General features: G+C 64.8%; 14 protein-coding genes. 7 read left to right on the top strand and 7 right to left on the bottom strand.

Translation table 11 applies throughout. The features are described 5' to 3' along the window. Positions 1-35: 35 nt before the first annotated feature. The 4 genes from AC066Y_RS04225 to AC066Y_RS04210 form a co-directional block, all read right to left on the bottom strand. Complete coding sequence (locus AC066Y_RS04225; RefSeq protein WP_092114742.1) at positions 36-257, bottom strand: hypothetical protein; 222 nt, start codon at positions 255-257, stop codon at positions 36-38. A 20-nt stretch (positions 258-277) separates the two neighbouring features. Next, positions 278-508 carry a hypothetical protein gene (locus AC066Y_RS04220; protein WP_176530919.1) on the bottom strand — a complete coding sequence of 77 codons (231 nt, stop codon included), beginning with the start codon at positions 506-508 and terminating at the stop codon, positions 278-280. 187 nt (positions 509-695) lie between these two features. Further along, the gene (gene ldtR, locus AC066Y_RS04215) at positions 696-1,214 is read right to left on the bottom strand and encodes a transcriptional regulator LdtR (RefSeq protein ID WP_018271925.1); all 519 of its coding nucleotides are present in this window, start codon (positions 1,212-1,214) and stop codon (positions 696-698) included. Between the two features lie 655 nt (positions 1,215-1,869). Then, a complete protein-coding gene (locus AC066Y_RS04210) occupies positions 1,870-2,331 on the bottom strand; it encodes a DUF6163 family protein (RefSeq protein WP_016845013.1) in 462 nt (153 codons plus the stop codon). Positions 2,332-2,538: 207 nt separating this feature from the next. Between AC066Y_RS04210 and hemB the strand changes: the two genes are divergently transcribed. Next, complete coding sequence (gene hemB / locus AC066Y_RS04205) at positions 2,539-3,603, top strand: porphobilinogen synthase (RefSeq protein ID WP_478272787.1); 1,065 nt, start codon at positions 2,539-2,541, stop codon at positions 3,601-3,603. Between the two features lie 5 nt (positions 3,604-3,608). Here the strand turns inward: hemB and AC066Y_RS04200 are convergent, their stop codons facing one another. Then, positions 3,609-4,247 (bottom strand): DUF6151 family protein, encoded by a 639-nt coding sequence (locus tag AC066Y_RS04200; RefSeq protein WP_478272786.1) that lies wholly within the window; start codon positions 4,245-4,247, stop codon positions 3,609-3,611. A 158-nt stretch (positions 4,248-4,405) separates the two neighbouring features. Here AC066Y_RS04200 and AC066Y_RS04195 point away from each other — a divergent pair, with 158 nt between their 5' ends. Both AC066Y_RS04195 and AC066Y_RS04190 read left to right on the top strand, forming a co-directional pair. Continuing rightward, a complete protein-coding gene (locus AC066Y_RS04195) occupies positions 4,406-4,948 on the top strand; it encodes an RDD family protein (RefSeq protein ID WP_478272785.1) in 543 nt (180 codons plus the stop codon). An 86-nt stretch (positions 4,949-5,034) separates the two neighbouring features. Then, a complete protein-coding gene (locus AC066Y_RS04190; protein ID WP_092114746.1) occupies positions 5,035-5,811 on the top strand; it encodes an arginyltransferase in 777 nt (258 codons plus the stop codon). A gap of 11 nt (positions 5,812-5,822) precedes the next feature. Here the strand turns inward: AC066Y_RS04190 and AC066Y_RS04185 are convergent, their stop codons facing one another. Beyond that, complete coding sequence (locus AC066Y_RS04185; RefSeq protein ID WP_478272784.1) at positions 5,823-7,205, bottom strand: Nramp family divalent metal transporter; 1,383 nt, start codon at positions 7,203-7,205, stop codon at positions 5,823-5,825. Positions 7,206-7,326: 121 nt separating this feature from the next. On the opposite strand from AC066Y_RS04185, the gene AC066Y_RS04180 reads away from it, so the two are divergent. From AC066Y_RS04180 to AC066Y_RS04165, 4 genes are all read left to right on the top strand, one after another. Continuing rightward, complete coding sequence (locus AC066Y_RS04180) at positions 7,327-8,457, top strand: PspA/IM30 family protein (RefSeq protein WP_478272783.1); 1,131 nt, start codon at positions 7,327-7,329, stop codon at positions 8,455-8,457. Further along, a complete protein-coding gene (locus AC066Y_RS04175) occupies positions 8,454-9,116 on the top strand; it encodes an OB-fold-containig protein (RefSeq protein WP_478272782.1) in 663 nt (220 codons plus the stop codon). Before AC066Y_RS04180 ends, AC066Y_RS04175 begins: the two co-directional genes overlap by 4 nt. A 3-nt stretch (positions 9,117-9,119) precedes the next feature. Beyond that, entirely contained in the window at positions 9,120-10,865 is a 1,746-nt protein-coding gene (locus tag AC066Y_RS04170) for a flotillin family protein (protein ID WP_478272781.1), read from the top strand. A 195-nt stretch (positions 10,866-11,060) separates the two neighbouring features. Beyond that, entirely contained in the window at positions 11,061-12,302 is a 1,242-nt protein-coding gene (locus AC066Y_RS04165; protein WP_478272780.1) for an MFS transporter, read from the top strand. Positions 12,303-12,405: 103 nt separating this feature from the next. On the opposite strand, the gene AC066Y_RS04160 is transcribed toward AC066Y_RS04165, so the two are convergent. Beyond that, positions 12,406-13,659, bottom strand: a complete 1,254-nt coding sequence (locus tag AC066Y_RS04160) for an adenylate/guanylate cyclase domain-containing protein (protein ID WP_478272779.1) — start codon at positions 13,657-13,659, stop codon at positions 12,406-12,408. Positions 13,660-13,708: the final 49 nt, after the last annotated feature.

The following is a 13,708-nucleotide window of genomic DNA, read 5'->3' as shown; positions in this document are numbered from 1 at the left end:
ACTGCACACTAGGCAGGACGACAGAAAAGTACGCCCTACAGCCCGGTAAACCCGGCCTTCACATGGTCGGTGCTGCCGTCGAGCTGGCGCAGATAGGTCAGCCCGCACACGGTCAACCGATGCGTATCGCGCTCGCCCGCCTCGAACAGCGTCTGCACGTACTCTGTCACCTTCGCCCGTGCTTCGTCGCTTGCAGCGGACGTGCGGTTGAGCAGCAGATCATACGTCTGCATGATCCGATCGATCGCGGCTTCCATTGATGTCTCCGGGTTGACGCTCAGGCGACCACCAGCGTCTCGGCCTCGAACTTCGCGATCGCCTTGTTGGCGAGGCGGAGTCGGTTCAGCTCACCGCGCTGGAACAGCTTCACGACGATGCCGAGCAGGCGCTCATTGGTGGCGAAAGTGTCGGGAATGGCGCCGGATTTGCGCAGATAATTCGAGGCGATCGCGTAGGCGTCACCGACGACCTCGACGTTCAGCACCTCAATCCCGCGTTCGACCAGCATGTCCTGCCTCTCAATTGGGAGACGGGATAAAGCGCAGGGATCGGCTTGGTTCCTCGCCGGGACCGATTTATTTTCGCAGGTGCAGCATGAAAAACGCATCGGCCGGGCATGACCGATGCGCCGACTGGAGGGAGGCTGCCGGTCTTCTGAAGCGGCCGGCTTGGCCATCAGGCGAAACGAGGAAGGCTCAGAGGCGATACAGGATCTGGTCGGTCCAGAAGCGCTCGAGGCGGTGCAGCGACTTGTTGAGGCTCGCGAACTCCTCGTTCGAGATGCCGCCGACCTGCTCGACCGTCTTGACGTGCTTCTGATAGAGCGCATCGACGATCTTGCGGACTTCCTGGCCCTGCGGGGTCAGACGGATGCGGACCGAGCGGCGATCGACGCGCGAGCGCTGGTGATCGAGGAAGCCGAGCTCGACGAGCTTCTTCAGATTGTAGGAGACGTTGGAGCCGAGATAGTAGCCGCGGGTGCGCAGCTCGCCGGCGGTCAGTTCCTTGTCACCGATATTGTAGAGGAGCAGCGCCTGCACCGAGTTGATGTCGGCGCGGCCACGACGATCGAATTCGTCCTTGATGACGTCGAGGAGCCGGCGATGCAGCCGCTCCACCAAAGTCAGGGCTTCGAGATAGAGCGGCTGCACCGGAGCTTGACCGGTAGCGCGATCAGCGGCATCCGCCGCCGTTGTCGCAACGGCTTTCATCATGACACTTCCCCTGTTTGTCGTTTTTATCGACTTTATTTCGACGAAACTTGTGTCCCGCCTGATAGGTCCAACGTAAGGGGGCCGTTTGAATATCCGCTTAAATAAGAGAATAAAGAGATCATGAATTTAAGACAGTGAATCGTGGATTAAGCCCATGGATCAAGGACTTTTCGCAACTGTTCATTGACGGTGGCGGGCCCTTGTTCACGCTTCGTGTGCCTCACCTGTCACATTCGGAAACAGCAGCGTCTGAATTCGAAACGGTGGCGTAACGGGTGTGAGGGAACCCTTTACGGTGACCGATCGGTTACCGGAAAATTCTTCGAAAATTTTATGGGAGTGCATCGGGGCGGGACGCATGGGCTGCGCGAAAGCGGCCCCCGTTCGTCGCCGCGGCCAGATCGGTTCCGCCGTCGGCCCGCGCAAAGCCGGCCGGCACACGCGCCGAGATCCGGTGAAATGGATCCCGACGGCAGGTCCCGCAAAGGCGCTCCCGCGATGGGACGCCTTAAATGGGATGCGATCTGAGGCATCCACCTAGCAGAACCAGCGACGCTGTCTTCTCGCTCCGCGCACGACTGCCAAATATTCGCTGTCACCGTCAGCTCTTCGCCGCGTTGTCGCAGCCAGGCAACAGTGCTCAAGCCATCACGGCCTATGGCGGGCGTTCGCGCGCCGACATCCAGGCCAGCGCAAGATAGGCCGCGAGCATCAGGGCCTCGAGCCCGACCACGGTGAGGCTGCCGCCATAGATGCCCGGAAACATCAGCTCGATGACCGCCATCGACACCACGGTGGTCAGCCAGACCACGGCGCCCCACGGCGTCGCGAGCCAGAGCCCGACGGCTGCGACGAGCTCGATGACGGCGAAATAGATCGTGGCGGTCTGCCAGGCCATCGACTGGTTCTCGAAGGCCTCCTCCTCGCCGCCGACGAAGCCCGTCACCTGGGCCCAGTGATAGAGACCCTTAGCGACCGAGACGACGGCCATGATGCGCAGGAAGATGACGAGGCGCCGCGTCCACGCATTGTCGTCCGGCTCGATCCGGTCGGACGAGATCGCACTCACCGAGATGGCGTTGTCCCGCGCCTGATCGCGTGCAGAGGTGTCAGACATCCGAATCGCCGCTTGGCAGCTGCAAAATGGGGTTCATGGCGCAGTCTTGGCCCGTCGGGGGCCCAAAATCAATCGCCGTTGCGGCAGATCAAGCGCGCCAAGGGTGCAACAGGGCTGCAATAGCGGCGCAATGACGGCGCCCCTGACAGGTGCTAGAACCAGACTTATATCAGGTCCAGACCAGCCGTCCGTCGAGGAGAAGACAATATGGCGATCAAATTCGGGCGCCCGATCGAATTGCGCGATGCGCCGCGGCGCCAGACTGATGCCCTCGCCTCCCCCTCGCTCGACCTCACGATCCGGATGCGCCGCAACCGGAAGTCCGAATGGGCCCGCCGCCTGGTGCGCGAGAACGTGCTGACCACGGACGACCTGATCTGGCCGATGTTCGTGGTCGATGGCCACAACGCCCGCACGCCGGTGGCCTCGATGCCCGGCGTCGAGCGGCTCACCGTCGACCAGATCGTCCGCGACGCCGAGCGCGCCGCCAGGCTCAACATCCCCTGCATCGCGCTGTTCCCCTTCACCGAGCCGGCCCTGCGCGACGAGCAAGGTTCGGAGGCTCTCAACCCCGACAATCTGGTCTGCCAGGCGGTGCGCGCCATCAAGAAGGAGTTTCCCGATATCGGCGTGCTCTGCGACGTCGCGCTCGATCCCTTCACCAGCCATGGCCATGATGGGCTGATCGAGGGCGGCAAGATCCTCAACGACGAGACCGTCGCGGTGCTGGTCAAGCAGGCGCTGACCCAGGCCGAGGCCGGCTGCGACGTGATCGCGCCGTCGGACATGATGGATGGCCGGATCGGCGCGATCCGCGAGGCGCTCGACGACAACGGCTTCGGCGACGTGCAGATCATGTCTTATGCGGCGAAATATGCTTCCGCCTTCTACGGCCCGTTCCGCGACGCAATCGGGTCGGCCAAGACCCTGACCGGCGACAAGCGCACCTATCAGATGGACAGCGCCAATTCCGACGAGGCGCTGCGCGAGGTGGAGCTCGACATCGCCGAGGGCGCCGACATGGTGATGGTGAAGCCGGGCATGCCCTATCTCGACATCGTCCGCCGCGTGAAGGACCATTTCGCGATGCCGACCTTCGTGTACCAGGTGTCGGGCGAATACGCGATGATCGCTGGCGCCGCCGCCAATGGCTGGATCGACGGCGAGCGCGCGATGATGGAGAGCCTGGTCGGCTTCAAGCGCGCCGGCGCCGACGGCATCCTGACCTATTTCGCGCCGAAGGCCGCCGAGAAGATCAAGGCGGAATCGTAAGGGCGCTATACGGGTCCGGCCGACGCGGTTGGACGTGGACCGCAGAGCGGGCGCAGCGCCTCGCGCTCGTCCTGCGACAGCAGCCTCAGCGGGTAGATCGGCTCATTCGTCTCGCGCTGGAAGAACGGATGCGGCCAGGCCTTGCCGCGCAGGCGCCAGCCCAACACCTTGCCGATCGCGCGCAGGATCAGCGGCAGGTTGAAGCCGGTCGATCCCTTCGGAGCTTCGCCGATCGCATATTTGCCAAGGATTGCGCCGGTCGGCTTGCCGAACACCTCGTCAACGCGCGGCGCGCCGCCGTCGAAGGCCTGCGCCACGATTCCGACGAACGGGACGGCAGGTGTCAGCGAGTTGCCCACCGGCGAATTGCAGCAGGTGGTGTGCCATCGGTACAGCCCTTTGGGCGTCAGCCGCAGCCCGGCGATCTTGTCATGCCCCTGCACGAAACTGAGCGACGCCGGGGCGACCTGGACGATGTCGGTACCGCCGTGGACATCGAGCAGATCGGCCCGGCCGACCCGATGCATGAACGCCTGGCAGTCGTCGCAGTAGCAGACGACGCGATTGACGGCGGTCGGCGCGGCGTTCGTGACCACGCCTCGAACCTCGCCACAGCGGCAGCGCAACCCGATTTGTGTGCCCATATGTCCCCCCACCGTCACGCAACCTCCAGCCTACACCGAGGCGGGCGGTTTCGGCCGCCGAATCGCCGGAATATTTCGGCTAGTTAATGTTCGCGCAGCCTTGGCAGGCGAGCCTCGTGCTCCCATGTCCTGCGCGGGAGTTTCATCGGAGGTTGGTCATGTCTTACGGCAGTGACGGTAGCGCGTGGCGCAACGACGGCGGCGTTCCGCCGCATGCGTTTGATCCGTTGATGCAGCCGGAACTGTTCCGCGGCGTGCTGACGCGGCGTGTCTTTGCGTTCCTGATCGACCTCTTCGTGCTATCGGTGCCGGTGATCCTGGCGGTGATCTTCATCGCGATCTTCGGCATCGTCACGCTCGGCCTCGGCTGGGCACTGTTCTGGCTGGTGTCGCCCGCTTCGATCGTCTGGGCCATCGTCTATTACGGCGCCTCGATCGGCGGGCAGCACTCGGCCACGCTTGGCATGCGCATGATGGATCTGGAACTGCGCACCTGGTACGGCGCGCGCGGCTATTTCGTGCTCGGCGCCACCCACGCGGTGCTGTTCTGGGTGACGATCTCGTTCCTGTCGCCGCTGGTGCTGCTGGTCGGACTCCTCAACGGCCGCCGCCGGCTGCTGCACGACATCATCCTCGGAACCGTCATGATCAACAGCTCGGTCCGGACCCAGGTCACCCCGGCCGCGCGGGCCTCTTATTAGGCCCGCCTAAACCAATTGACCGTTAGCCTCCGGGGGGCGATGCTAACTCGGCTGCCTGTATTGTATGTGGAGCCCGACGATCAGACGTGACCCAGCATTCGCGTGATACCCCCCAGTTCTATCTGACGGCGCCCTCACCCTGCCCCTATCTGCCGGGCCGGCATGAGCGGAAGGTTTTCACGCATCTGGTTGGCGACAAAGCGGGCGATCTCAACGACTTGCTGACCCATGGCGGTTTCCGCCGAAGCCAGTCGATCGCCTATCGCCCGGCCTGCGACGCCTGCCGGGCCTGCGTCTCGGTCCGGGTGGTCGCCAACGAATTCCGCCCCTCCCGCAATTTCCGCAAGGTACTGGCCCGTAACGCCGACATCATCGGCGAGCAGCGCACGGCGGTGCCGACCTCGGAGCAATATTCGGTCTTCCGCGCCTATCTCGACCGCCGCCACCGCAACGGCGGCATGGCCGACATGACGGTGCTGGACTACGCCATGATGGTCGAGGACAGCCATGTCGAGACCCGGATCATCGAGTACCGCAAGCGCAATGCCGACAGCGCCATCACCGGCCGCGGCGACGAGCTGATGGCGGTGGCGCTGACCGATGTGCTCAGCGACGGGTTGTCGATGGTCTATTCCTTCTTCGAGCCAGGGCTTGAGGCCCGCTCGCTCGGCACCTTCATGATCCTCGACCATATCGCCCGCGCCCGCCGGCAGGGCCTGCCCTACGTCTATCTCGGCTACTGGATCGAGGGCTCCAAGAAGATGGACTACAAGGGCCGCTTCCTGCCGCAGCAGCGGCTCGCGCCGTCGGGCTGGCTACGCGTCGACGCGTCAGGTGAGGCGCTGGCCGAGCCGCAGGACTAGCGCCTCCTCAGTCAGGCGCTCCAGGTGCCGAAGATCGTATCGATCAGCAACTTCACGTTCAGGATCACGATCAGGCCGGCGACGATCCATGCTGCCACCGCAACGGGGCGCGAAATCGCGAACGCGCCCATCTTGCGCTTGTCGGTCACGAAGCGCACCAGCGGGATCACCGCGAACGGCAGCTGCATCGACAGCACGACCTGGCTGAACACGAGCAGCTGCGCGGTGCCGCTCTCGCCATAGAGCGCGGCCACCACGATAACCGGAACGATCGCGATGCCGCGGGTCACCAGCCGCTGCAACCAGTCGGGCAGCCTGAGATCGAGAAAGCCCTGCATCACGATCTGGCCGGCCAACGTCGCCGTCACGGTCGAGTTGAGGCCGGAAGCCAGCAGCGCCACGGCAAACAGCGTCGAGGCGATGCCGAGGCCGAGCAGCGGCGACAAAAGCTCGAAGGCCTGGTCGATCTCGGCGACATCTGAGTGGCCGCTCTTGTGGAAGGTCGCGGCCGCCAGCACCAGGATCGCGGCGTTGACGAACAGCGCCAGCATCAGCGCGATGGTGGAGTCGGTGGTCGCCCATTTGATCGCGTCGCGCCGCCCCTCCTCGGTGCGCGGATAGGCCCGGGTCTGCACGATCGAGGAGTGCAGATAGAGGTTATGCGGCATCACGGTCGCGCCGATGATACCGATCGCGATGTAGAGCATCTCCGGATTGGTGACGATCTCGCGCGACGGCATGAAGCCGCCGATCACGCCGGCAATCGGCGGCGCGGCGGCTGCGATCTGGACCACGAAGCAGACCGCGATGACGATCAGGAGCGCAATCACAAAGGCTTCGAGGAAGCGGAAGCCGCGATTCATCAGGAGCAGCAGCAGGAAAGCATCGAGCGCCGCAAGCAGTGCGCCGCCGATCAGGGGAATGCCGAACAAGAGCTTCAGCGCGATCGCGGTGCCGATCACTTCGGCGAGGTCGCAGGCGATGATCGCGGCCTCGCAGGCGAGCCACAGCAGCAGATTCACCGGCCGCGAATAGGTCGCGCGGCAGGCCTGCGCCAGGTCGCGGTCGGTGGCGATGCCAAGTCGGGCGGAAAGCGCCTGCAGCAGGATCGCCATCAGGTTGGAGAGCAGGATGACCGACAGTAGCGTGTAGCCAAACTTCGACCCGCCCGCGAGATCGGTCGCCCAATTGCCGGGGTCCATATAGCCGACCGAGACCAGATAGCCCGGCCCGGCAAAGGCCAGCAGCCGCCGCCACCACAGGCCGCCGGTCGGGACCGCAACGGTGGCATTCACCTCCGGCAGGCTGCGCGCATGCCCGGCGTCGCCCCGCCAGCCACCTGGCACGGTATCGGCAACAGAAACGGGAGACATTTCAGGGGTGCGAGCGTCCATCCGAGAAGCATGACCGATCCTCCCCGTTATTGCAACTCATTTGCAACTGCATCTAGGCTCACGAAAATGATACTGACTGCCTGTCTTGTAAAGCACTGAGGAAGTGCTTTACGTTGGATTCATGATCAAGCTGCCCGTCGAGACGCCAACCGCAACGCTGCGCTACTCCCTCGCCCCCGACCCGTCGGGCACCGAGGCGATCGAGGCGACCTTTGCGGCCTATGACCGCATGATGGCGATCCTGGCCGAGGTCGCGCCTGTCGGCGCCAACCTGGTCTCGCTGCACGCCCAGGCCTACGAGAAGATCCGCAAGGAGACCGGCCTACCCGCGCGGCTGGTGACGCTCGGCCTGCGCGACCGCGCCAACTACATCGCAGGCGCCGCCGTCCGCCGGATACCGCTCGACGACAAGTTGTTTGCAATCAAGGGCCCAACTTCACTGACCATTAGCACTGTCAGCGGACGCGTCTTGGTGCCGTTCGACGTGCCGGGATATGTCTCGGGCTGGGAAAGCCCCTTCCCGGCGCATTTGATCTCGGATGGACGCGGCTACGAAATCCACATCGCCGTCAAATCGAAATCAGCACAACCGGAGGAGAAGACCATGCTTCACGAAGGCATCCTTGCGCGCATGGGCCGGCTTCTTGCCGCCATCGCAAGCCAGACCATCGACAATGTCGAGAGCAACAACAAGGTCGCGCTGGTCAAGCAGGCGATCCGCGAGATCGACGCCGGCGCCGACGAAGCGCGCTACGCGCTCGGCAAGTCGCGCGCCGAAGAATTTCGTTTGAAGAGGCGGCGCGAAGAACTGGATACCGAGACGACTGCTCTGAACGAGAAGATCCGTCTCGCACTTGCGGAAAGTCGCGAGGATCTCGCGCGCGCCGGTGTCGCACGGCAAATTGACCTGGAGTCGCAGGTGATCGCGCTGGAACGCGCGATGGATTTCATCGAGCTCGAGATCGACGAGCAGACCAAGGCGCTGCAAGCCATGCTCGGCGCGCGGCGCGAGGCAGAGGCGCGATTGGCCGATCTCGAACAAAGTCTGGTCCGCGAGGCCAAGGACGAAACCAGCCGGGCCCCATCGACGACCAATACATTGAGTGCCGAACGCGCCATGGCGGCGATTGCCCGGGTCACCGGTGTCCCCGCCTCCAGCGTGCTCGGCGACAAGGAGCTTGACGAACTCGATCGCCTGCACCGCGAAAAGGAAATCGCGGCGCGGCTTGAAAGGATCAAGTCAGAAAAATGAGTGCAGTTGGCGACATTCTGCTCGCCCCGGACGTGCGGCCCTTCGCGGTCGCGGCTGCGATCATGGTGGCACTTGGCGGTATCGAGCTGCTGACCACCATGGTCGGACTTTCGATCAGCGAACTCGTCGGCAAGGATTTCGCGGTCGAGGCCGAGAGCCACAATGCTCTCAGTGGCCTGTTTCTCTGGATCAACGCCGGGCGGCTTCCCCTCCTGATCCTGATCATCCTGATACTTGGCATATTCTCGATCGGAGGCTTCCTGCTTCAGGGACTGGCGCATGCCGCAGGCACCGCCATTCCGGTCTCGATTGCCGCGGTGGTGGCTGCCGCCGGCAGCGTCCCAGTGATCAGAACTACGAGCCGCGGCCTCGCCCGCATCATTCCGCGCGACGAGAGCTATGCGGTCAACGACAGCGACTTTGTAGGCAAGGTCGCAACCGTGTCGGTCGGCCCGCTCGATCAGGGCCTGCCCGGCAGGGTCCGTCTCAAGGATGTCTTCGGCAACTGGCACACTGTGTCGGCGCGTGCCAGCCCTGATTCCGAGGCGTTGCCGGTCGGCACCAGCGTGCTGCTGGTCGACCGCGACGCCAGGGGCTTCATCGCGATTGCCGCTCCCGCCGACCTCATTGAACAACAACAATCTTGCAACAGGGCATAACATATGTGGGAACTTGCTGTACCCGTCGCCATTGGCGTCCTCGCTATCCTCGTCATTGGCCTGCTTTTCGCAAAGCTCTACAAGCGCTCGACACGCGATGAGGCCTATGTGCGCACCGGCCTCGGCGGCCAGAAGGTGGTGCTCGACGGCGGCTCGCTCGTGCTGCCAATCTTCCACTCCACCGCCGCGGTGAACCTGAAGACGCTGCGGCTCGAGGTCGCGCGCGGCGGCCCCGATTCGCTGATCACCAAGGACCGCATGCGCGTCGACATCGGCGCCGAGTTCTATCTGCGCGTCAAACCCGACTCTTCGTCGATCGCACTGGCCGCGCAGACGCTCGGCAACCGCACCAATGACGCGGCCGAGCTCCGCGAGCTGGTCGAGGCCAAGTTCGTCGACGGCCTGCGCTCGGTTGCCGCGACCATGAACCTCGAGGAATTGCAAGAGCAGCGCGCGACCTTCGTCAAGGCGGTGCAGGACGCGGTCGGCGCCGACATCCAGAACAACGGTCTCGAGCTTGAATCGGTGTCGCTGACTCGGCTCGACCAGAGCGACATCAAGCACTTCAACCCGAGCAACTTCTTCGACGCACACGGCCTCACCACGCTGACCAAGATCACCAAGGAGCGTGAGCAGGAGCGCAACCAGATCGTCCGCACCACCGAGGTCAATATCGCCCAGCAGGACCTGGTGGCGCGGCAGACCACGCTGACGATCGAAAGCACCAAGCGCGAGGCCGAGCTGGCACAGCAGCGCGACATCGCCAACAAGACCGCCGCGATGCGCGCTCAGACCGCGCAGGTCGAACAGACCGCGTTGCAGAACGAAGCCGAATACCGCATCCAGCAGGAGCTCGCGGTCGCCAACAAGCAGACCGAGGCCAACCAGGCCCGCGACACCCGCAAGATCGAGGCCGATCTCGCCGTGAAGCGCCGCACCACCGAAACCGACCGCGAGCTGCAGATCGTGGCGCAGGAGGCCGCGATCGCGGTGGCCACCAAGAGCAAGGAGCAGTCGGAAGCCCAGACCATCGCCGAGACCGCGCGCGCACTGGCGATAGCTGCCGAGGAAAAGGTCACCACCGCCCGCGCCACCGAGGTCGCCGAGCGCGACAAGATCATCAATGTGATCGCCGCGCGCAAGGTTGCCGAGACCAATGCGATGCCGATCACCGTGATGGCGGAGGCCGAAAAGCAGGCTGCGGCCAACAAGGCCGAGGCCACCAACGTGCTGGCGAAAGCCGATGCCAATGCCGCCACCACCCGCGCCGCCGGCGTCAAGGCACTCGGCCAGGCGGAAGCGGAAGTCGCGACGTTGAAGGCGGAGGCGCGCAACAAGCTGAGCGCTGACATGATCGCCTACGATCTCAACCTCGCGCGGATCAACGTGATTCCGAGCGCGCTCGCCGAGGCGGTGAAGCCGATCGAGAAAATCTCCGATATCCGGATCTTCGACACCGGCGGCATGCTCGGCCGCGGCGGCGGCAATGGCCATGCCAACGGCAATGGCGGTCTCGGGCTCGGCGACGGGCTCGCCGCGCAGTTGCTGTCGGTTTCGGCATTCAAGCCGATGATCGACAAGATCCTCGCGGAGGCGGGATTCCCTGCGGGCCCCGACGCCATGACCAACCTATTGAGTGCGCTGCGTGCCACTCAAGCGGAAGTGCCGGCCCCGTCCGTCGACAGCACGGCAACGGCGCCGACCAGCATATCCGGAGCCGGCCACGCGACGCTTGGCCCGAGGTCGTAGCACAGCGCAGGCACGATCACGGGCCAGCTCGCTTTTGATCCCAAACCTTGATGGCCTATCAGGCTCTGAACATCGCATCGGCAAGGCCCGCCTCTCACGGCGGGCCTTGTTTTTGGCGTTGTCGGGAAACGGGTGGGATCGGGCGTCTTCCAACCACACACTATGGCCAGATCGAATTTCCTCAAGGATTCTGCCATGTCCGCCGATACGCCGCGCCTGCCCGCCACCTTCAACCGCCTGGCCTGGTCCAACCTCGCCGCGCAATCGGCCGAGCAGATTGCGCTTGCGGCCGCGCCCATCGTCGCCGTGCTGGTGCTCGGCGTCGGCGAAGGCCAGACCGGCCTGTTGCAGACCGCGCTGACGCTGCCGTTCATCCTGTTTGCAATTCCCGCCGGCCTGCTGGCCGACCGCGTGTCGCGGCGCTGGGTGATGGCGGGCTCCGAGGCGCTGCGCGCCGCGGCCCTTGCCGCGATCCTGCTGTTGCTGTGGTTCGGCGTGATGACCTTGCCGCTGCTCGCCTTGCTCGGCTTCATCGCGGTTTGCGGCACGGTTGCCTACAGCGTCGCAGCTCCTGCGCTGGTCCCGTCCCTGGTGACCTCGCAGCAATTGCCGGCCGCGAATGCCCGTATCGAACTTGCGCGCACCGTCGCTTTCGCCAGCGGCCCCGCGCTTGGCGGCGTGCTGGTCGGCTGGGTCGGCGCTGCGCCCGCATTCGGCTTTGCCGCCGCGCTGTCGGCGATCGCGGTCGTGCTGCTCGCCGGCATCTACGAGCCGGCGCGGGCGCCTGCCCCGCTACGGCATCCGCTGCAGGACATCAAGGAAGGCGCGGCCTTCGTGATGCATCATGCCTTGCTGCGGCCGGTATTCATCACCCAGTTCATCTTCAACACCGCGTCGTTCCTGCTGCTCGCCGTGTTCGTGCCCTATGCGGTGCGCCATCTCGGGCTCAGCGCCACCGGTGTCGGTACGACGCTCGCGATGTATGGCGTCGGCATGGTGGTCGGCGCGCTGTTCGCAACCCGCGTGATGAAGCGGCTGGCGTTCGGCACCGTGATCGGGCTCGGCCCGGTCACCGGCCTCGTCGCCTCACTCGTGATGGCGCTGACGACCTGGATTGCGACGCCGCTGCTCGCGGGCCTCGGCTTCTTCCTGCTCGGCGTCGGCCCGATCCTGTGGGTGATCTCGACCACTACGCTCAGGCAATCGGTGACGCCGCCGTCGCTGCTCGGCCGCGTCTCCGCGATCAACATCATGAGCTACGGCGCCCGCCCGCTCGGCTCCGCGCTCGGCGCCGTCGTCGGTGGCCTCTACGGCGCCGAAGCCTGCCTCTACCTCGCGGCCGCGGTCTTCGCGGCCCAGGCGCTGGTGATCCTGATGTCGCCGGCGGTGTCGCTCAGGCGTCAGCCCGACATGGTCGGCGAACCGGTGCGCTGCTAATCTCGCCCCTCAACGTCATTGCGAGCGAAGCGAAGCAATCCATTTCCGCCTTGCGGAGAGATGGATTACTTCGTCGCTTCGCTCCTCGCAATGACGGGAGGGTCTAGCTCGCCAGATAGCGCTCATACTTGCCGCCGACGACCTCGTCGGCGGTAACGGCCGGATCCAGCGTATAGAGATCCTGCGCATGGCTGATGCCGCGCAAGACGAAGCGGCCGGTGGAGACCAGATAGTTGCGGCCGGCGGCGTCGAGCCCGGTGCGGAAATCGGTCGAAGTCAGCAGTTCGCGGTCGACCGATGCGCACATCGAAGCAATTCGGCTGACCTCGTTGACGGCGGGCCCGACCACCGTGAAATCCAGCCGGTCCTCGCTGCCGATGTTGCCGTAGAAGACCTCACCGACATGGAGGCCGACATAGGCCGTGGTCGTCGGCCGGCCCTCGTTCTCGCGACGATCGTTCAGCACGCGGATGTTATGGCGGAATCTGTGCTCGGCGCGCAGCGCCGCGCGCCTGGCGCTTGCCATGTTCTCGCTGGTGAACATCGCCAGCACGCCGTCGCCGATCAGCTTCAGCACCTCGCCGCCTGCATCGTGGATCGCGTCGATCGAGGCCTGCGCGTAGTCGTTGAGGAACGGGATGATCTCGTCGGGACCGATGCGCTCGCTGATCGCGGTCGAGCCGCGCACGTCGGAGTACCACAGCACGGCCTTGATCTTCTCGGTGATGCCGCGCTGCATGCGCCCGCGCAGCACCTGCTCCGCCGTCTCGCGGCCGAGATAGACCCGTCCGAGCGTGCGGGCGATCTCGACCTGGGCGGCCGATTTGATCGCGAGCCCGAGCACCGGCACGAGGTCGCGCAGCGCCGACATGTGGTTCTCGTCGAAGCCGTCCGAACGGCGCGTCGTGTAGTAGGAATAGAAGCAGTCCATCTCGCCGATCGTGCCGGCCTCGCCGAAGCGGTGCACGAAGGCTGCGAAATGCTTGTGGCCCTTCTCGGCGAGGTCGCCGATCATCGAAAAATCGTGCGAGCCGTTGAGATCGATCACCATCTCCTCATGGCCGTTTTCGAGCATGTGATGAAACGCCGACCGCCGCCAGTTCTGGCTGGCCTCGCCGCTGCTGGTCGAGCCGTATTCGAAGATGTCGGCCTCGTTGCTCTCGCCGTCGTTCCAGCGGAAGCCGCGGCCCTCGAAGATCGGATGCAGGGTGTCGATGAAGACGATCGCCCGCGACAACGGCATGCCGGCGGCCCGGCAGCGCTCGCAGAAGCCGCGCAGCAGGTCGTTTTCCGGCAGGCCGGTCAGGCCCTGGCGGACCAGCCAATTCATCAGGCGCAAACGAGGCGTGAGTTCCATGCGTAGGATTATGCCGGGCAATTGGTGCGGGAGGAAGGGCTGGTCGTCG

The sequence above is a fragment of the Bradyrhizobium sp. USDA3010 genome (assembly GCF_056429065.1).
Note: the sequence above shows the minus strand (reverse complement) of the source record. Positions and strands in the feature narration are given on the sequence as shown.